The organism is Undibacterium sp. Dicai25W (assembly GCF_049340505.1).
Classification (GTDB): Bacteria; Pseudomonadota; Gammaproteobacteria; order Burkholderiales; family Burkholderiaceae_D; genus Undibacterium; species Undibacterium jejuense.
On record NZ_JBMPOQ010000005.1, the window covers coordinates 133,818 to 154,886 of the forward strand.

A 21,069-nucleotide genomic window follows, 5' to 3' on the forward strand; every position below is an offset into this window, starting at 1 on the left:
TATTTTCAAGTCTTCATGCAAAATGTGGTCAGATATCCACTCATTTAAAAAACTTTTAAATCGCGTATCGAATCGCAATTCGCATGATACTGACCATCTTTCAACTTTCACACGCACTCACTTCTCACTTCTGAATGAGTAAAAATCATAAAGGCAGGCAGTATTTTTTCTCCACAACCAATCGCAACATAGCATCAACTACTGCGTCATCAAATAAGGTGCCACGGTGTTCTCGAATTTCTTTTAACGCAGATTCAATTCCCATTGCGGGGCGATATGGGCGATGCGAAGACATGGATTCAACAACGTCGGCTACCGCCAGTATCCTTGCCTCGGGCAAAATTTGTTCACCTTTCAATCCTTGAGGATACCCGCTACCATCCATACGCTCATGATGCTCTCGAATAATTTCTGCAATTTGAATCGGAAATTTTGCATCTTTAAGAATCTCATATCCTCGCTCTGCATGAGATTTAATTAATTCGTACTCTATTGCCGTTAAGCGCGTCGGTTTAGAAAGTATTTCCGCGGGGATCGCAATTTTCCCAATATCATGCACCAACCCCGCCAATTCAAGATACTTACATTGATCTTCGGCCCAACCCATTTCTCTCGCAATATCGGAAGCAATCAATCCGACCCGACGTTCATGCCCCGCCGTGTAGGGGTCACGCATATCGACCATTTTGGCAACCACCTCTAAGGTACTCTGCATTGAGAGCTCTAGTTGCTTAACGTAAGTCGAGATTCTCTCTTCAGCATGCAATCGCTCCGTAATGTCCTGCGCCATCACGATGATTGCCATTCGACCATCCCATACCCCCCTGCTAGCATGCGTTCCAAGAATAATAGCGTCACCAAATCTGGTCATTGCTGAAAGGTTCATTGCAATCTGGCGGGTACCGGCTTTGAACTCGCTTCGCGCATGCCTGATTTTTTCAACAGCATCTGGAGAGGCATCAAAAACCTCGATAGAATCTTTACCTATCATCTCAGACTGCGTACGCCCTAAAATTTCCCCCATTCGGGCATTAGCATAAACGATGCGATCATCTTGAATAACATAAATGCCAGTGATGGTTTGTTCAAGCAAACCGCGAATTTGCGATTCATGCTCAACCAACTCAGATTCCACTCGCCGGATTTCCGTCAGATCAAGCCATTGCACAATGACGTCATCCGCATCAATACTCACGAATCCGCATACAGTGCGGTCAACACCGTTTTTGCAACGCAATTGAATCTCAGGAGAACGAATCACTCTGTTCGACACGTCCGATATGGCCATCGCCAGATTTTCTTCCCACAAGCTTTTAACTTTTCCCCGGAAGTCTGAAGATGCAAACACCTTAGCAAACCACGTTTCCTCATCCGCGATCTCTGCAAGCGGATATCCGAATGTCTCCTCATGTACACTATTGATTGCAAGCAGTTTTCGTGTCGATAATGAATGAATCTGTACTGGGAGAGGAGATGCTTCAAATATACGTTTAAACCGTTGTTCACTTTCTATACGTTGCATAGCCTCACGATCACGCTGCTGTTCTGTTTCCGACAATTGAAATCCAATTGAGATGTTTCGCCCCACCTCCTCAATCAAATCCCGAAATTCCTCATCAAAATAATGCGGCTGATTTGCATAAAACGTGATGACCCCGATAGCTTCATTATTCACCAAAACCGGTATAGCAGCGGAAGCACAGATATCGTATTTTTGAGCTAGTTCATGCCATGAACTGGTCCTTGGATCATGATTAAAATCATTTGCAAACTGAATTTTCTTTTCGAGCATACACATGCGCGTTGGACCATGACTGGTGCTCAACGTCGGATCTAAAGTGACAATCAAATTCTCGACATAAGCAGATGCGTTCCCGGTTGCCGCTACAGGAATGATACGTCCCAGTTTATTGTCGGGAAAACCAGCCCAGGCAAGAACAAAACCACCATCCTCCGTCGCCGACTGACATATCTTTTTCAATAACTGAATAGGATCTTTGGTGTTAAAAATGACTATGTTGATATTACTGGTAAAACGATAGAAAGTATTGAGTCTTTCCATTCTTTTACGTGAGGCCAGCTCTGCACCAATGTCATGTACAAATGCATTAAAGATTCCAACACCCTGATCTCGCACAAAAACAGCGCTCACCTCGACATCCAGCACCAAGCCATGCTTACATTTCAGTTGGGTTCGAAAACGCATACTACCGCTTGCTTGAATTTGCTCCAGTTTGCGCATCGTTTTTTCATCACTACTGTCAACCTCAAGTTGATACAAGTATTTATTGCACAGTTCTTCAGCAGAAAAGGCACTCAACTTAGCAAGGCTCTCATTGACTTCAATAATCCGACCTTGGGCATCTATCGTTAAATAGCCGTCAAGCGATGCCCTCCTTGCGGCCATAAGTCGACCGTCCATTGATGCCATTCTGACGATCGCATCAGCATTCTTTATCCGCCAATAGAAGGTTAAAAATGCAAATAAAGCACAGATGACCCCTACACCGCCCGCAATAGCCGAATACACCAACTCTCTCATAGGTAAAATAACTTCGGCATAGTCAGTCTTGGCAAGCAAAAACCAATTCGTGCCAGTAATTGGCGCACCAGCTCCCAGTACGCGAATTCCGCGATAGTCAACGCCATCCAATAACGCGGCGCTATTGGTAGTGAGCAACTCGGAGGCCACAAGATTCGCCGTCTCTATCGGACGACTTAGCTTAAAGCGCTGGCTTGCTGGCTCAAACCGGAGCGCACTCAAATAAAAAATTTCGTTATTTTTCTTCTCAAACAGCACCAATTCTGAGCTATTTGAATTCGAGGGCCATACGGAAAGAATCTTATCGATAGTGCTGGCGACTGAAACTTCAAGATAGACCGCACCAATAACAGGCGCATCACGCTGATTCAAAGCATAAACCGGTCTTGTATAACCGAAACTCCAGATTCCATCTACTGCCTGATGAATATCAATCAGCACAGGACTTCGGTTTGCTATAGCCTGATTCAAGGATTCGCGTTCCAAAGGTGTGATCGCAGATTGATGCAACGCCAGCTTCACATTCAATGAACGATCTAGCAATCTCACATCATGGTAGCCATACGTTTTACCCAACTGATCAATTGCGCGATAGGCTTGGCTCGTTGCCAGATCAGACTGACTCACATCGTTGACACTTAATATGGCATCGATCACAAACTGTTCGCCAGCCAGAGTCTCTGCATCGCCGTTGCGCTCAGTTAAAAAGCTCTCCAGTTCTTGCTTTTTGTTGGCGGCGATGATTTTGATATCGTCCTGAAGTTTTTCTTTCGACTGCTCCGCAAAATTTAAAAAAATGGTCAAACCCAGAACAATAAAAACGCCTGACAAGAGCATCGCGGCGAGGATAAATTTTCGTGAGATAGGGTGATTCGGTCGAATGGACATTACATACAACCCCGGTTGATTGCAAACAGCAATAAGGAACAAAAAGAACTGGCTTCGTCACGGCAAACGTCATTTAATCCTACAGTGACAATTCCCCCTCTCTGACTCGGATATTACGAGACCAGAGCAGTGATAGGGTTTTCATCTCAGTTTTACTCACCAGCAATTAAATGTAGCAAATTGCTCATCAAAAGTGTAGCTATTATTTTAATTAGCTACAAATCCAACAACTCGGGTAATTAATCACTTCAGCATTGCGTCGCTTTTAGTGGGACGGAGGATACAAACTCACAGAGTCATTGTTTGCGAGTTAAATCAATCAACGTACGTGGGGGGCGTACCAAAGGTCACTCTCATCGAGTGGAGTATCTTTAGGCAGCGCCGGATTACTCAGTTTAATCAGACGACGTTTTTTTACATTCAATCGCTTAATCGCCACTTGATAATATTTATTAAAAATGGCATCAAAGCTTCCGTCTTTACGCATGATGTTTAATCCTGCTTCAATGCGCTCTTTCAATTGGCGATCAGCGGGATTAAAAAAGAAATAGTATGGAAACGGATAATAGATCAGCAAATTTTTCTCAATCACAATATCAGGATAAAGTTCATGATATTACTCGTACTCAGGCAAAATTTCACCAACACCTCTGGGGTACATATCGAATCGCTTGTTGGCCAACATCGCACTGAGCTGAACATACGGTGCCTGAATCACGGTAATACCACGCGAGGTATAAGCAGGAATATCAACCCAGTCAATACCTTGCCCGACGGTGAATTTTTTCAGATCATCTTCGGTTTTGATTTGATCAAACTTGCTTTGATCTTCTTTGCGAATTAATGGTATCCGGTAACCTAATAAGCCTTTACGCAATGGAATGCGTATTACCAGGAATTTCTTTTCCATTTCTTCCGAGGTCGGATTCCAGATGACGTTAATTTCACCTGCGTTTTGCTCCAACTCTTGAATTGAACGTTTTTTAGGAACGATGGTGCTGCTGGGGATGCACTCATACTTCCCATACTTTGCTTTAGTTTTTTCCAACGCCGTATGCAAGATTTCTATTACATCATCAAAACGCCTGTCGGTATGAACATCATTTGAGGGATAGACCACGCGGGTCGTCATCGCCCGTGACTGTACAGGTGTTATGAGGACACCAATCAGTAACAACAGATGGGTCAATCTGGCAATAGCTTTCATTTCTTCAGTATAGACCTAGAATTTTTATTGTTAACGGCAAATAGAATTCCAGCTCTTCGTATTGTTAAGGCAGGTTTTTCTGCAGAGTTCGCTAGTTTAAAGGCTTTTTTGTTTCCACAGAGCATTTTAATCTTCAACTTCTGTGTGAAGATCGGTGATTTCCTCTTCCTTTGGACAAATACATGTACCTGGTTGTCAACGCCCCCTTATTTTTTCACCATCAACAGGTCTTGAATGCAACGCACCACTGCTCATTGCATGAAGAAATCTGAACTTCAACACTCAGTTATCAGTTTTCGCTCGGGAAGATTTTCTCACTTGATATTTATCAAAATTCGATCAAATAAAATTTGAACCTGAAGCAGTAAAGTTGTTACTTCACTTGTGTAATTAAGCAATCGCCTCATAGGAAAAATAAATTCAAAACACCGGTTTTCGCGGCTTAATTTTGATACTTTCCAGAACATTAAAAAGTGATGCCTTGTCATTCAATTGTCATTCAATTGTCATTTAACAAACCTACACTTTAGACATTCATTTTGCTCATACCGAGAATCTCAATGCTTAAAGAACAGGCTGTCTCAGCACTTGGAAAACAATCATTATTGATGCCAGCGTGGGTCAAATCAGCACTCAATGCTAACGATCGATTGAAGCTGTATCTGACGCTACTTCAGTCAGCGGCTCAGCATGCCAACGCACCGACGACTGCGCTAAGCGACTTTGGAACCGAACTCGCGCAGGCGGGGCTGCAAGGTAGTACATGGCCTATTGAGTTGATTAAAACTGCCTATATCGATGGCGACACGCTTGTATTGCCGCAATTGAATCAACTGCTCGATGCGTTGACGGCAGATATCACGATCATGGCTCGCCCCGTGTGCGAAACTGACCGGACTATTCCACTCAATATCACGGCACGACGTGATCACTGGATCAAACAATTTGAGCAGATGAAAGACGATGAAGGTCTCACGCGCGAATCAATGACAGCTTTAACCCAAGGCAATCGCAAGGAGGGAGACAGTTTCCACCTATTAGTGATGGATTTGCATAAGCAGCTCAATGCGATGGCGAGCGAGATTGCGACCGAAATAGTCGATGATGCAAACGTATGGCAAATTGAAGATGGCGACCGCCCGCTGATTCAAGCATTTATGCGCGGATTGCATCGCACAGCGCCACTCAAATTCTCTCACCCCGGATTAGACACAGCAGCAACCCGCGATGGGGCACGCTTACTCATCCAAAATGACATTGGCACGAACGACGCGCATGTGCTGGTCATTGAGGTCGAACAAGACACTGTGAGCATGACTTATTCAGACTTACATGTGGAGCGTTTCGAGTTCTTTAAAGGAATGTTAGAGGAAATTGGCTTTATGTGGACAGTATCGACCCCGGTTCAATCCGATGTGCTCAATTCGGGCAAGCCTTACCGGGTAGGAACCGCCATTTTCAAAGCACAAGGACAAGACTTGCTCAATGGATTGGAAGCTGCCGCATCACGCATTGTTTTTGTGATTGACTGGAACCGCGCCCGCAAACGTCTGCGACATTTTGTGAACAAAACCCAGGCATATTTGATTCTTCAACGCGCAGCCAAAGAAGAATGGGGACACATGGCATGGCTGCTGGCTGGTGGGGAACAATTGGTTTTTAATGCAATGCAAGCCGTCGATACCGAAGCGTTTCGGATCGGTGATCGCCTTGATGAAGTGCTTGGCGAATCTGTCGCCACGACATTCTTGCTGGAATTGATGCGCATGTGCAGCAGTATTTTGCGCCAGCAACAACCGGTCGCATTGGTCGCTGACGAAGCGCGGATGCTACTGGCGCGAGCACTGCAACAACGCACGTTTGGCTTTGACCTGCTGGCAGAACATGCCGCTTATTGTCATACACTTGCGATAGCATTATGCGACGTACTAGAAAGTGGGCAATCCACAGAAGCCAGGCACATGACAGACGTTGTATCTCGCGCCAAAACCTGGGAAAGACAGGCCGATCATCAATTGATGGATGCACGACAGCGCGCAGAACGGCATGGGCAATGGCTGCCCGTAGTGGACTTACTCGAAAGATCCGATGATGTCGCAGACGCCTTAGAAGAAGCAATCTTCATTTATTCGATGACCTTGATTGAGCCGCTCAAGGGACTCCCTTCAGAAGTCAAACAAGCGCTTCTGCTTTTGGCAAACACGACACTCGCGGCGATACAAGATTTAATCAAAGCGATCGAAATTGCACGTCACATCAATGTCTTGGGCGAACCGATAGACAGCGATTTATTTTTACAAGCACTGTGGCGCATGCTACGTGCCGAACGAGTGTGTGACGATTTGTCGCGACAAGCACGTATGACCATCGTACGCTCACTGCAATCATCAGCCGCGGCGTATAGCCTTGCCAGCGATCTGGCCAATATCATCGAAAAAGCTTCCGATCATCTGCTCGCTGCTGGGTATGCATTGCGTAAGATGGTGTTCACTAAAACAGGTATCTCGTCATGACGTCTTCAACACACTGGCCCAAACATTTCTTCCTGATTTCGGGCAACAACACTGATCACCATTTCAATCACAAACCTAGCCGCGAGAGCATGGGAACCAAGGCGTACAATTTATTACGCATGGCAGAAATCGGGCTGCAAGTTCCCCCTGCTTTGGTAATCGGGACGGATTTTTCTCAACGTCCGGAAGAATGCTTCAAGCCACTTTTTGATATCGGCTTACCCGCACTACAAAACGTTGCAGGCGAAGTCTTTGGCGACATCCGCAATCCCCTGATCGTTTCAGTGCGATCAGGTGCATCGGTGTCGATGCCAGGCATGATGGAAACGATACTCAATGTTGGCATTAGCGACGCCACCTTATCTGGATTTTTGCGAAAAACTGGCAACCCGCGCCTGGTGTGGGACGCGTATCGTCATCTGGTCGCTTGCTACGGCGAGGTCGTATCCGGCGTCCCGGCGTCTTTATTTGAAAATGAGATTGCCATCATCGCCCAAGGACGCGACGAGCGCGAATTGGATTTCAGTGAATTACGCGCATTAACCAAACGCTTTTTGATCGTCTATCAAGAACAAGTCGGTCAGCCATTTCCACAAGACGTGCATGTGCAACTGATCGGAGCGATTCACGCCGTATTTGCGTCATGGATGTCAGACAAAGCAGACACCTACCGGCAATTAAATAAGATCGACGCGGCAATAGGCACAGCCGTCACCATACAAAGCATGGCGTTTGGCAATAGCGGGGCACATTCTGGTGCGGGCGTTGGATTTACCAGAGACCCAACCACAGGCGAACAAGGTCTTTGGGTTGATTTTTTGGGCAATGCCCAAGGCGAAGACGTGGTCTCCGGCCGCCGCAATGCTGACGCTCATCAGGGTCTGGCAACCGTTGCACCAGCAGCGTGGCAAAAACTTCAGGAAGCAGCACAAGCACTGGAGCAAGAATTCTCAGACATGCAGGATTTTGAATTCACCGTCCAGGATGGCGTGCTTTACATGCTGCAATCGCGTTCAGGCAAACGCACTCCCCTCGCCTGCGCCCGCATTGCACTGGATTTGCTAGATGAAAATATCATCGACGCCGCTACCGCCTTACAACGCACCGAACAATTAAAAGAAGAAGAGATAGGAACCATCAGACTATCACCTCAACACAAAACCTCATCCGACATTGCACCTTTAGCGAAGGCAGCGTCCGCATGCCCCGGTGTAGTCTCTGGCAAAATCGTGCTCGATGCACAAAGCGCCGCTGAACACGCTAAAGGCGGCGTATCCACGATTCTGGTCAGACAAGACGCAGAGACCAGCGACATTGCCGCATTGGATTCCGCAGCAGGCCTTTTAACAGAACGCGGCGCTCGCACCTCCCACGCCGCCGTCGTCGCCAGACAGCTAGGCAAAGTCTGCCTGGTCGGTTGCGACACGCTGCACATCGACATGACAGCCCGCACCGTCAGCTTCGCAGAAACCACGCTACACGAAGGCGACATCATCACCCTCGACGGCAACGAAGGCGTGATCTATCACGGCAAAGTAGCGGCTGTATTGATCCCCGATGAAGCACTACTCAAACGCCTTCGCGCCCTGCGCAAGTCAGCAGGTGCAGGGCATCATGGTAGGCGTGAGAAGTGAAGATTGGTGGCGTTTTAAAATTTAAGAGATTCGTAGCAATCGGCGCGTCAGCAATGGGCTCTGTCGCATTAAGCCGAAATTAGTAGAATGTTTCAATGAAATCAATACCCAACCAACTTCAAGAGTCTGTACTACGTCAGGTTTTAAAACGCTTACATTATCCGCTCGAGGTGATGTTGTTATGTGCACGCTGGTATGCAGCTTATGCGCTGAGTTTGCGCAACCTGGAGGAAATGATGGCTGAACGGGGCGTACAGGTTGATCATGCTTCGGTACCTCGTTGGGCGCTGAAGATATTGCCGATACTAGCTATGGTGTTTCGCCGTCGCAAGCATCCAGTTGGTCGGAGCTGGCGGATGGACGAAACCTACATTAAAGTCGGTGGGCAATAGAAGTATCTGTATCGCGCTGTTGAGCGGCTTGGTCATACGGTGGACTTCCTACTCAACACCAAACGCGATCTGGCTGCAGCACGACACTTCTTTGAGCGAGCCATTGGGCTACACGATTTACCGGCGTCGATCACGATTGACAAAAGCGGTGCCAACAACGCGGCCGTCCTAAGTATCATCGCTCACACCGGCGCTGACATTCAGATGCGCCAGAGCAAATATCTGAAAAATATTGTCGAGCAAGACCACCGAGCAATCAAGCGAATAACCCGTCCCATGATGGGATTGAAGAATTTCCATTGTGCACAGGCTATCATTGCGGGTATTGAAACCATGCATATGATTCACAAAGGACAAAAGATGCCTGCCTCAAAAGGGCAGACTTTGTCCAAAGCTAAATAATTTTACAGCCTGACATTTTAATTTCGCGAGGGATTGTTACTTTACTCGCTTGCTCTGCCTTACTGCGACACAACCAAAAATAGTGCAATCAACGTAGAGCTTTTAAACGTTTTGCTTTTGATTGCATTTGAAGAGTGCTTGCAATGCTATCGCTGCAGGAATAATATGATAGCATTGCAAGCGCATTGACGAGGGTATTATGACAACAAGATTATTAGTTAGAAATATTGAGGATGAAATCGCATTGGCTTTAAAACAGCGCGGTGCTGCAAATGGAAGAAGCGCCGAAGCGGAACACCGTGAAATTTTAAGGGCAGCATTGCAGCGTCCAATTCGGCGCACTCTGGTTGATGTACTGACCAGTATGCCAAATGTAGGTTTAGACTCGGACTTTGATTGCCGCACGGCTTAGGGGGAAGCATTTGTTTTTAGTCGATACCAACGTTATTAGTGAGCGTCGTAAAGGTGCAAAGGCGAATGCCGGTGTTAAGGACTTTTGGAAAACTGTCGATCCGGAGTCTGTCTATTTGTCGGTTCAAACGATAGGCGAGATTCGCGCGGGCATTGAGAAAATCTCTAGGCGAGGCGATGCAAATCAGGCAAAGATTTTGGAGATTTGGCTAAGTACGATTGTTCAGGACTATTCTGATCGGATATTAGTATTTGATGATGACTGCGCTCAAGTATGGGGAAAATTGATGGCATCACAAAATCAGCACACCATAGATAAGCAAATTGCATCCATTGCGCTCATACATGGATTAGATGTCGTAACACGAAATATTGCAGATTTTGAGGGAACAGGCGTCACATTGATAAACCCGTTTGCATGATACAGGCGTTGGCACACTTTATTGTATGTCATCAACCTCAAAACTCTAGTAATACCTGGCACTGATTGGGGGAGGTTTACAATAGGAGTTACGAAAAATTACCAAAAAAAAATGATTAAAATAACGAATGGAAAAATAAGCTACAAATGCACTTCAATTTTTTTTAAAATTTTTTATCCCTAATATTTGGGATATAAAAATTGCCCCTCATTACAATCCTTTACAAGATGATAAATCCAAGGAATTGACATTGAAATAGGACTATTCCAAAGAAGACCAACGAGCACCATAACTATCCAACACTTGATGGCATACTGGAAAATTCGGAAAAAAGAAAAGCCCTTAAAAATTAAGGGCTTATCTCTATGTCTTGGCGGAGAGGGGGGGATTCGAACCCCCGATACCTGTTACAGTACGCCTGATTTCGAGTCAGGTACATTCAACCACTCTGCCACCTCTCCGGCTTTGGCTGTTCGTTAAAAACGAAGCCTTCGATTATAGCAAAGAAACTTTGGGTTTCCTAGCTTCGTTAGCAATCGAATTGCGCAATGGCTAACAAATGACCAATCAGATCAGGCTGCATTTAAAAAACTGCTCGTCTACACCTATTCCAGCAGGATCAATTTGCATGTTCCGCAATTGCCGCACATCAACATTGACATCAAGTTGTAACATATTTTACCTATAGTCACAATTTATCAGTTAACACCGCCCTTTATCACGAGTGAAGGGCGGCTCTTTGTATTTTAGGAAGTAGTTTCAATGGATAGTGTATTGGCAGAAGATTACATGGCAGATTTTTCTCAGCACAACATGGCCACCGCGTGCGAAGCATACTCTGCAGCCGCCAATACGGATGACAATAGCTTATCGGCACAGCTTCAACGCATCATCGAGCAGCGCTCGCTGACTGCACGCTTTCAGCCGATTATCGAAATGCACAATGGTGACATTTTGGGTTATGAAGGTTTGATACGCGGCCCTTCTGACAGCCCCCTGCACTCGCCACTGAACTTATTTAAAACCGCATCAGAAAACAATCTGACGGTCACGGTAGAGCATCTTTGCCGGCACGTGATTCTGGAACAATTTGCCGCGCAAAAGTTGCCTGGTAAGCTTTTTCTGAACGTCAGTCCTGAATGTTTACTGCAACGCGATACCAGAAATGGCGAGACGCTGGACTATATTCGTGATCTGGGCATCAATCCTGAACGTGTGATCATCGAACTGACTGAATATCAACCAACCCACGATTATGGTCTGTTGTGCGAAGCGGTTTTTCATTATCGCGAGATGGGGTTTGAAATCGCCATCGACGATTTGGGCGAGGGATTTTCTAGTCTGCGTTTGTGGTCTGAATTAAAACCAGATTATGTCAAGATTGATATGCACTTTATCCAGGGTATCGATCATGATCCTGTCAAAGCGCAATTTGTGCGCTCGATTCAGTCGATTGCAGAAAAATCTGGTACTCGCGTGATTGCCGAGGGCATAGAAACGCAATCTGAGCTGTTAACCATACGTGAAATGGGTGTTGCTTGCGGCCAGGGTTATCACATTGCACGCCCTCACCCAACGCCAACCCGTGCGATTTCAGCTGAAGTTGCGAAGGTTTTGACAGCGAATAGCCCACCGAGCCCGCGCAGGAATTCGGCTGCATTTGAGCAAACGATTGCGATAGAGAAGATACTGAAAACCTCGCCGACGATTCCATCTAAGATGTCGAATAATCAGGTGGATGAGATTTTTTTGCAGAATCCTAAACTACAATTTATCCCCGTCGTTGATCAGGGCATCCCTATCGGCATCATTAATCGATATCACATGATTGAGCGCTTTGCACGGCCTTACCAACGTGAACTGTATGGCAAAAAATCTTGCAAAGAATTTATAGATGCCAATGCGGTAGTGGTCGATAAAAATACTAGTATGCAGGATGTCAGTCACATCATTGTTGAGACCAATCCTGATCATCTGATTAACGGGATTATCATTACCGATCAAGGACAGTACGTGGGTATTTGCACTGGCCCTGATTTGATGCGCGAAATTACGCAGATGCAAATCACGGCGGCGCGTTATGCCAATCCACTGACGCAGTTGCCAGGCAATGTTCCCATCAATGAGCACATCGATAAGCTGCTGGAAAAAAAACAGGCATTCACGGCATGCTATTGCGACCTCGATCATTTCAAACCGTTTAATGATGTCTATGGTTACCGTCGCGGCGACGACATTATTCAGCTGACCAGTGAAATTTTAAAATCACACTGCGATCCGCAAACGGACTTTATCGGGCACATAGGTGGCGATGATTTTATTATTTTGTTCCGCAGTGAAGACTGGGAAAACCGTTGCAAAGCGATTTTGCAAAGTTTTTCTGAAGAGATTCAACACTTTTACAGCAACGAAGATCGCGAACGCGGTGGCTATTTGAGTGAAGATCGTCAAGGTCAAAAAGTCTTTTACCCTCTGGTCTGCCTGTCTTCGGGGGTGGTGAAATCGAGTTTAAATAAGTTTTATTCGCACCATCAGATTTCGATAGCTGCATCGGATGCAAAGAAACAAGCAAAAAAAATCCCTGGCAATAGTTTATTTATCGATCGCCGTTCGGAGAACGATTCATCCAAGATCAAATAAAGAATCTCTAATAATATTCATCGATAAAATTCACCGATAAAATTCAAAAATAAAAATCCCGCATCAAATGAATGATGCGGGATTTTTTTACATAAATTGCTTACTGAGATTTGATCGGACTTCTACAAAGCCCTATCACGTATTGCCGACATCTCCGAATTAAGCAGCTGGCTGCAATTTCTCAATGCCACCCATGTATGGTCGCAGCGCTTCTGGGATGATCACAGATCCATCAGCTTGCTGGTAGTTTTCTAATACAGCAACCAGTGTGCGACCAACAGCCAGGCCAGAACCGTTCAAGGTGTGCACCATTTCTGGCTTTCCTTGAGCGTTACGGAAACGCGCTTGCATACGACGCGCCTGGAAAGCTTCCATGTTCGAGACGGATGAAATTTCGCGATAGGTATTTTGCGCTGGCAGCCAGACTTCCAGATCGAAGGTTTTTGCTGCGCCAAAGCCCATGTCACCGGTACACAAGCTAACGACACGGTATGGTAGTTCGAGTTTTTTCAACACGGATTCGGCGTGGCCGACCATTTCATCCAAAGCTGCCATGGAATGATCTGGGTGCACGATCTGTACCATTTCTACTTTATCGAATTGGTGTTGGCGGATCATGCCGCGCGTATCACGGCCATAGCTACCTGCTTCAGAACGGAAGCATGGTGTATGCGCTGTCATTTTGATTGGTAACGCATCGGCGGCGACGATTTCGTCACGCACGGTATTGGTCAAGGTCACTTCGGAAGTGGGGATCAGGTACAGAGTCTCTCCGTCGCCTTCCTGTCCGCCTTTTTTGACCGCAAATAAGTCTTCTTCAAACTTTGGCAATTGGCCTGTACCACGCATAGAGTCAGCATTGACCATGTACGGTGTATAGACTTCGGTGTAGCCGTTTTCTAAAGTCTGGGTATCGAGCATGAATTGCGCTAAGGCGCGATGCAGACGTGCCATGCCGCCTTTCATTACCGAGAAGCGTGAACCAGTCAGCTTCACCGCAGTATCAAAATCCAGACCCAATGCAGAACCGATATCCACGTGATCTTTAACTTCAAAATCAAAAGTGCGTGGTGTGCCAACTTTGCGCACTTCTACGTTGCCTGACTCATCGTTACCAACGACCACGGATTCATGCGGTAAGTTAGGGATCGCTTGCAAGAACGCGGTCATGCTTTGCTGTACTTCTGCCAGACGTACTTCGGATGCTTTTAGTTCATCACCAATGCCGCCCACTTCAGCCATGACTGCTGATGCATCTTCACCTTTGCCTTTGAGCATACCGATTTGCTTGGACAAGGTATTACGCTTGCCTTGCAATTCTTCGGTGCGTGACTGTATTTGCTTGCGCTCACCTTCAAGCGTGTTAAAGGTTACCACATCCAATTGAAATTTGCGTGTCGCCAGACGGGCGGCAACGCTATCAATGTCTTTGCGTAGGAGTTGAATGTCTATCATAGTAATTTAATGCCAAGTTTTTGAAATGGAGCGAATCGCCTATTAACCGTCTATTGTAGCAAGCCCGACGGATTTCCCCTAAATTTATAGACGAATTTTATTGTTGAGTATTTTGTTTTTTACAAGCCTTCAGGATTTTGATGCATCTTCATCCAAACGGCGCAGGTAGGCGAGTTTTTCACCAATTTTGATTTCCATTCCTCGCGGTACCGGCTTATACCAGGATCGCCCCTCCAAGCCTTCGGGCAAATAGGTTTCTCCTGCGGCATAGGCATCCGGTTCATCATGGGCGTAACGGTATAGCTTGCCGTAACCTAATTCTTTCATCAATTTGGTTGGTGCATTGCGCAAATGCTCAGGGACAACGCGGGACTTGTCTTTGGCAATCAATGCCTTCACTTCGTTATAGGCTTTATAAACCGCGTTCGACTTGGCGGCACAAGCCAGATACACCACGGCCTCAGCCAGCGCCAGTTCACCTTCCGGTGAACCTAAACGCTCATAGGTTTCTGCCGCATCCAGCGTAATGCGCAGTGCGCGTGGGTCGGCAAGGCCGATATCTTCAGCAGCCATACGAATGATGCGACGCGCCAGGTAGCGCGGATCAGCACCGCCATCAAGCATTCTAACTAACCAGTACAAAGCACCATCAGGGCTGGAACCGCGTACCGATTTATGCAAAGCTGAAATCTGATCGTAAAACGCGTCACCACCTTTATCAAAGCGGCGCAAGGCATCGCCCAGGCATTCACTCAGCAATACCGCGTCAATTAAGCCGACTTGTTTGGCGTTTGCAGCATGCGCCACGATATCAAGATTATTGAGCAGTTTGCGACCATCTCCATCGGCACTCGATACAAGACTGACTTTAGCGTCGGGGGTCATTTGCAAACCACCTAATTCTCGCTCGCAAGCCCTGTCGACCATTGCCGCCAGATCGTCATCGGTCAGCGATTTCAACACATACACGGCAGCACGTGACAACAAAGCGCTATTGACTTCAAACGATGGGTTTTCTGTAGTCGCGCCGATAAACGTGAACAAGCCGCTTTCTACATGCGGTAAAAATGCATCTTGCTGGCTTTTGTTGAAACGATGTACCTCATCGACAAACAAAATGGTACGACGACGCGAATTGGCTTGCACAATCTGTGCGCGCTCTACCGCCTCACGAATATCTTTAATGCCAGACAGCACCGCAGATAACGCTATAAATTCGCAATGAAAAGCATCTGCCATCAAGCGTGCCAGCGTCGTTTTGCCAACGCCTGGTGGTCCCCACAAAATCATGGAGTGCGGCTCACCCGAAGCAAAGGCCAGCCGCAAAGGCTTGCCTTCACTCAGCAAATGTTGTTGGCCTATGACTTCTTGTAAGCTTGCAGGGCGCATGCGCTCTGCAAGAGGTGTAAGTGAACGACTTGTGGTATTCATTTATTGACGGAACACGTCAGCCCCGGCAGGGACGACGAATTTAAACTGATCAGCTTTCAAGGCTGGATTTTTTTCTAGATTTTTGAGGGTAATCAAGGACGCCTGACCAAAGCTGTCACGCAATTCCAGCGCATAGGGAACACCGTCTTTCATACCTATACCAATATGCTCAAACTGGCTATCTTTTGTCTTTGGTGTGGCTTCCAACCATTCAAGACCTTGCTTGTCAGCGACATCTTTAAGGATGAAGTTCTTTTCAAGATCGGCAGTACCCGCACCGGCAAACAAGATCGCGGCCGGGCTAGAACCCAGCGCATTACCCAACTCTTTGACTGTGACTTGATTTAAGTCCTTGTCGTAGATGAAAAGCTTGTCACCATCAGCTTGCAGCACCTGTTCATAAGGTTTTTGGTAAGTCCAGATGAATTTACCAGGACGGGCAAATACGAATATGCCGTTCGAGGTTTTGATTACCTTAGGCTTGCCATCCACTACCTTGACTTGCTGTTGAATAAAATCGCCTTTGGCACTCTTTGAGTTACTGACGAAAGACTTAAATTGCTCTACCGCTGAGGCATAAGCGCTACCTGAGCCGATGATTAAACTACTTGCGACCACGACACTCGTTACTAAACGATGCCATGTTTTATTTTGCTGGCTTTGTTGATTTTGCTGAATTTGCTTATTCACTGTATTTCCTGTCATTCAGACGCTTTGTCTGAGGATTTGTGTGGATTTTCGTTGGATTTTGCGGCTTATTCCGCATTGCCAACTGGCACCAGAATTTCACGGTTACCATTCGACTGCATGGTAGATACGACCCCGCTTTGCTCCATTTGTTCCAACAAACGTGCAGCACGGTTGTAACCGATGCGTAAATGACGCTGTACCAAAGAAATCGAGGCACGACGATTTTTTAACACAATCGCTACCGCCTGATCGTACAAGGCATCAGCCTCGCCACCACCGGCGCCCTCAGTCGCTGCACCCGCTTCACCACCCTCTTCCAGCGTACCGCCTTCGAGTATGCCTTCGATATAATTTGGCTCGCCCTGGGCTTTCAGGTACTCAACAACCCTATGCACTTCATCATCTGACACAAACGCACCATGTACACGGATAGGCAAACCGGTACCTGGTGGCATGTAAAGCATGTCACCCATACCCAGCAAGGCTTCGGCACCCATTTGATCGAGAATCGTGCGTGAATCGATTTTACTGCTGACCTGAAATGCAATACGGGTAGGAATATTGGCTTTAATCAAACCAGTAATTACGTCGACCGACGGACGTTGCGTAGCCAAAATCAAGTGAATACCCGCAGCACGGGCTTTTTGCGCGATACGGGCAATCAATTCTTCGACTTTCTTACCAACTACCATCATCAGATCAGCCAATTCATCGATGATGATCACAATAGTCGGCAACTTGTCCAGAGGTTCAGGTGCATCCGGAGTCAAGCTAAATGGATTGGGGATCAATTGTTCTTTTTTGACTGCTTCAGCAATTTTGACGTTGTAGCCTGCCAGATTACGCACGCCAAGTTTGGACATCAATTTATAACGACGTTCCATCTCAGACACCGCCCAATTCAGGGCATGGCCAGCCTGACGCATATCGGTGACGACCGGCGCCAACAAATGAGGAATGCCTTCATAGACTGACATCTCCAACATTTTAGGATCGATCAGGATCATCCGGACGTCATTCGGATCGGACTTGTACAACAGCGACAAAATCGTTGCATTAATACCCACCGACTTACCAGAACCCGTCGTACCCGCCACTAACAAATGCGGCATTTTGGCAAGATCAGCAGTGACAGGATTACCTGCAATGTCTTTACCCAAAGCGATGGTCAGGCTGGAAATGCCGTCGTTATATAGTTTGGAGCCAAGAATTTCAGTCAGACGGACGATTTGTCGCTTAGGATTCGGTAATTCCAGACCCATGTAATTTTTACCGGGTATGGTTTCAACTACACGAATGGAGGTGAGTGACAAAGAACGCGCCAGATCTCTCGCCAAATTGACGATCTGACTGCCTTTGACGCCTGTGGCGGGTTCAATCTCATAACGGGTAACGACCGGGCCCGGATAAGCTGCCACAACTTTGGCATCAACACCAAAGTCCGAGAGTTTTTTCTCGATCAGACGGCTGGTAAATTCCAGCGTCTGGACGCTGACGGTTTCTTGCACTGGCGGCGCGTCATCGAGCAGATTTAATGGCGGCAGATTGGTGTCAGGCAACTCATTAAACAAAGAAACTTGCTTCTCTTTTTCAACCCGCTCAGAACGCTGAACAGCGACCACCTGCGGCTCGATGCGGATAGGTGGCGCTTCAACGATTTTGGCACGCTCCTGTACCACAACTTCTTCGCGCTTAACAGCAGCGGTTTGGCCTAAGCGACGATCTTCCGCGGCAGCATACTTATTATTGATAAAGACAAACACACCCTCAATGGCTGCGCCAATTTTTTCAGCAATAGTGAGCCACGACATTTGAAAGTACAAGCTGACGCCCAACGCCATCAGCAATAATAACGCGAGTGTAGCGCCAGTAAACCCCAAAGCATTAAAAGCGGCACGCCCAATCAAATCGCCTAACACACCGCCCGGTGCCAAAGGCAAAGGGATACGCATAGAATACATACGCAGATATTCAATGCCCATACTGCCGGTCAGCAGCATAGCAAAACCCAGTTTTTGTATCAAAATTTCAGGCTGGGAAATATCTGGCTCAGGTTCGGGCGTTACCCTGAAACGGTTCGCCAACTTGCGATACGCTTTCCAGACCTGCCGCAGCCCAGCAACGCACCACCACCAGGTTGACAAGCCAAACACATAAAGTAAGACGTCAGCAAGCCAGGCACCGAATTTGCCTCCCACATTATGAATTTTGGGCACCACACTGGATTGCGACCAACCCGGATCCGCTTTTGAATAGGTCACCAGGATCAAAATCAGACAAATACTTAAGGCAGCGAATAATATCCAGCGCGCCTCCATGAGCAACACGACCATTTTGTTGGGCAATGGCGGTGGCGGTGGCGCTTTATTCGTACGTGTATAGGCTTCGTTACTTGTAGTCATAAATCAGGAAAATAGGTACCCAGACAACCAAAGTCTGACAAGATAGCATGTTAGGCCACAGTAACCAAACTTCAGCCAAACTTCAGCGGTATTTCAGCAATAATTTAGCAATAATTCAGCAAGACTTCGACCAAACGCCACCTGGCCAGCCAAGCTTTTAGGGATAGACTATAATTTATGCTTACGTTCGACTTTCAGAACAAATTACGTACAAAATACGTAGAAAGATGGTCAAAAAGTATAAAATAACATGCATTTTAGCTAATTTATTTACTAATGCTTGTTTTTCGATACTGCGACTCCATCTGCAACTCATTCCTCAGCGCACATTGATATTTTTTATGTCGGTATGCGTATCGTTTAACTTTTTAAGCAGGTCAACCTATGTCTACATCCAAACATGCTCGCGTACTGATTCTTGGTTCTGGCCCCGCAGGCTATTCAGCAGCGATCTATGCTGCCCGCGCTAATCTTAATCCTGTGCTGATTACCGGCGTTGAGCAAGGTGGTCAATTGATGACCACAACTGATGTAGAAAACTGGCCAGCTGACCCCCTGGGTGTTCAGGGTCCAGAATTGATGCAGCGCTTCCTGCAACATGCAGAACGCTTTAACACTGAAATTATTTTCGATTACATCCACACTACAAAGTTGACTGAAAAACCAATCCGCCTGATTGGTGATCAGGGCGAATACACTTGCGACTCGTTGATTATTGCAACGGGCGCTTCCGCGCAATACCTCGGCCTGCCTTCCGAACAGGCGTTTATGGGCAAAGGCGTTTCCGCTTGCGCAACCTGCGACGGTTTTTTCTATCGCGGCAAAGAAGTCGCCGTTGTTGGGGGTGGCAATACTGCTGTTGAAGAAGCTTTGTACTTATCGAATATCGCTAGCAAAGTGACTGTGATCCATCGCCGCGACAAATTCCGCGCTGAAGCGATTTTGATTGATCGCTTAATGGCAAAAGTTGCTGAAGGTAAAATCGAAGTCAAATGGAACCATACGCTCGACGAAGTGACTGGTGATGACTCTGGCGTGACCGGTATCAATGTCAAATCGGCTGACGGTGTTGTGACTGCGATTCCTTTGCATGGCGTGTTTATCGCCATCGGCCATAAACCAAACACCAGCATATTTGAAGGTCAACTGACCATGCAAAACGGCTACATCAAAACACGCACTGGTACAGAAGGCATGTCCACAGCAACCAATATCCCTGGCGTGTTTGCTGCTGGCGACGTGCAAGATCACGTCTATCGCCAAGCCATCACCAGTGCAGGTACAGGCTGCATGGCAGCATTGGATGCGCAGCGCTTCCTCGAAGAGTAATTCAGGCTCAGGCAATGTCTTCCTTGAAAAATTTTGCTGACCTGAAATCTTTGGGTCAGCAATTAAAGCAGCAACAAGAAACCCAGCAGAAGGCTGAAGCGGAACGCTTGGAGCGCGAGAAAAAAGCAGCAGCAGAAGCCAATATTTTCCGCTCCAGCATCGGTACAGTTGCGCCCATCAAAACTGCCAGCAAGCACCTTACCCCCCCGGCGCGTCCAGAACCGATTCCATTTCAACATCTCGCCGATGAAAAATCAGCGCTACAAGAATCGCTATCAGATGAATTTGATGCTGATTCTTTGCTAGAAACTGACGGTGATCTGAGTTACACGCGTGCCGGTGTCGGTGCCGATGTGGTACGCAAGCTCAGAAAAGGGCATTGGGTGATTCAGGCACAGCTTGACTTGCACGGAATGCGTCGCGATCAGGCGCGGGACAGTTTAGGTGAGTTTTTGAGAAGGTGTGATCGCAATGGCTTACGTTGCGTGCGCATTATTCATGGCAAAGGCTTGGGTTCGATTAATAAAGAACCCGTCTTAAAGCACAAAGTCAGAAACTGGCTGATACAGAAAGATGAAGTGTTGGCATTTAGTCAGGCGACGGCGGCTGATGGCGGCTCGGGCGCTTTAATCGTACTGCTCAAATCGTAAAGACTGGGCAAAATGACTTACTTCGTCATTTTGCCCTTCTTTTGTATTTTGGCATCAAACT

At 46.8% G+C, this 21,069-nt stretch carries 14 protein-coding genes, 1 tRNA gene and 1 pseudogene; 8 read left to right on the plus strand and 8 right to left on the minus strand.

All coding sequences use genetic code 11. The features are described 5' to 3' along the window. Positions 1-145 precede the first annotated feature (145 nt). The 3 genes from ACO0KY_RS08060 to ACO0KY_RS08070 form a co-directional block, all read right to left on the minus strand. Positions 146-3,379, minus strand: coding sequence for an HD domain-containing phosphohydrolase (locus tag ACO0KY_RS08060; protein WP_423045178.1), 3,234 nt, complete (start codon positions 3,377-3,379; stop codon positions 146-148). 370 nt (positions 3,380-3,749) lie between these two features. After that, on the minus strand, positions 3,750-4,007 hold the full coding sequence (locus ACO0KY_RS08065; protein ID WP_423045179.1) for a hypothetical protein: 258 nt from the start codon (positions 4,005-4,007) through the stop codon (positions 3,750-3,752). Between the two features lie 39 nt (positions 4,008-4,046). Next, positions 4,047-4,637 carry a hypothetical protein gene (locus ACO0KY_RS08070; protein WP_423045180.1) on the minus strand — a complete coding sequence of 197 codons (591 nt, stop codon included), beginning with the start codon at positions 4,635-4,637 and terminating at the stop codon, positions 4,047-4,049. A 560-nt stretch (positions 4,638-5,197) separates the two neighbouring features. On the opposite strand from ACO0KY_RS08070, the gene ACO0KY_RS08075 reads away from it, so the two are divergent. The 5 genes and pseudogenes from ACO0KY_RS08075 to ACO0KY_RS08095 all read left to right on the plus strand — a co-directional run bounded on the left by ACO0KY_RS08075 (position 5,198) and on the right by ACO0KY_RS08095 (position 10,411). Continuing rightward, positions 5,198-7,150: a DUF47 family protein gene (locus tag ACO0KY_RS08075; RefSeq protein WP_423045181.1), complete on the plus strand. Its 1,953-nt coding sequence runs from the start codon at positions 5,198-5,200 to the stop codon at positions 7,148-7,150. After that, positions 7,147-8,784, plus strand: coding sequence for a PEP/pyruvate-binding domain-containing protein (locus ACO0KY_RS08080; RefSeq protein WP_423045182.1), 1,638 nt, complete (start codon positions 7,147-7,149; stop codon positions 8,782-8,784). The genes ACO0KY_RS08075 and ACO0KY_RS08080 overlap by 4 nt, the downstream gene beginning before the upstream one ends. Positions 8,785-8,879: 95 nt before the next feature. Beyond that, positions 8,880-9,578: pseudogene (locus tag ACO0KY_RS08085) on the plus strand (IS6 family transposase). 199 nt (positions 9,579-9,777) lie between these two features. Next, a complete protein-coding gene (locus ACO0KY_RS08090) occupies positions 9,778-9,990 on the plus strand; it encodes a FitA-like ribbon-helix-helix domain-containing protein (RefSeq protein WP_423045183.1) in 213 nt (70 codons plus the stop codon). A 10-nt stretch (positions 9,991-10,000) separates the two neighbouring features. After that, the gene (locus ACO0KY_RS08095) at positions 10,001-10,411 is read left to right on the plus strand and encodes a type II toxin-antitoxin system VapC family toxin (RefSeq protein ID WP_423045184.1); all 411 of its coding nucleotides are present in this window, start codon (positions 10,001-10,003) and stop codon (positions 10,409-10,411) included. Between the two features lie 371 nt (positions 10,412-10,782). On the opposite strand, the gene ACO0KY_RS08100 is transcribed toward ACO0KY_RS08095, so the two are convergent. Then, positions 10,783-10,872: transfer RNA gene (locus tag ACO0KY_RS08100), tRNA-Ser, on the minus strand. Positions 10,873-11,224: 352 nt separating this feature from the next. Here ACO0KY_RS08100 and ACO0KY_RS08105 point away from each other — a divergent pair. Beyond that, positions 11,225-13,051 (plus strand): GGDEF domain-containing protein, encoded by a 1,827-nt coding sequence (locus tag ACO0KY_RS08105; protein WP_423045308.1) that lies wholly within the window; start codon positions 11,225-11,227, stop codon positions 13,049-13,051. 159 nt (positions 13,052-13,210) lie between these two features. On the opposite strand, the gene serS is transcribed toward ACO0KY_RS08105, so the two are convergent. The 4 genes from serS to ACO0KY_RS08125 form a co-directional block, all read right to left on the minus strand. Further along, on the minus strand, positions 13,211-14,506 hold the full coding sequence (gene serS / locus ACO0KY_RS08110) for a serine--tRNA ligase (RefSeq protein WP_423045185.1): 1,296 nt from the start codon (positions 14,504-14,506) through the stop codon (positions 13,211-13,213). 129 nt (positions 14,507-14,635) lie between these two features. Beyond that, positions 14,636-15,895: a replication-associated recombination protein A gene (locus ACO0KY_RS08115; protein WP_423045186.1), complete on the minus strand. Its 1,260-nt coding sequence runs from the start codon at positions 15,893-15,895 to the stop codon at positions 14,636-14,638. Positions 15,896-15,937: 42 nt separating this feature from the next. Beyond that, positions 15,938-16,627: an outer membrane lipoprotein chaperone LolA gene (gene lolA / locus ACO0KY_RS08120; protein WP_423045187.1), complete on the minus strand. Its 690-nt coding sequence runs from the start codon at positions 16,625-16,627 to the stop codon at positions 15,938-15,940. 65 nt (positions 16,628-16,692) lie between these two features. After that, positions 16,693-19,029 carry a DNA translocase FtsK gene (locus ACO0KY_RS08125; protein ID WP_423045188.1) on the minus strand — a complete coding sequence of 779 codons (2,337 nt, stop codon included), beginning with the start codon at positions 19,027-19,029 and terminating at the stop codon, positions 16,693-16,695. A gap of 384 nt (positions 19,030-19,413) precedes the next feature. Here ACO0KY_RS08125 and trxB point away from each other — a divergent pair, with 384 nt between their 5' ends. Next, positions 19,414-20,358, plus strand: a complete 945-nt coding sequence (gene trxB / locus ACO0KY_RS08130) for a thioredoxin-disulfide reductase (RefSeq protein WP_186914077.1) — start codon at positions 19,414-19,416, stop codon at positions 20,356-20,358. Positions 20,359-20,372: 14 nt separating this feature from the next. Continuing rightward, on the plus strand, positions 20,373-21,008 hold the full coding sequence (locus ACO0KY_RS08135) for a Smr/MutS family protein (RefSeq protein WP_186914078.1): 636 nt from the start codon (positions 20,373-20,375) through the stop codon (positions 21,006-21,008). Positions 21,009-21,069 lie beyond the last annotated feature (61 nt).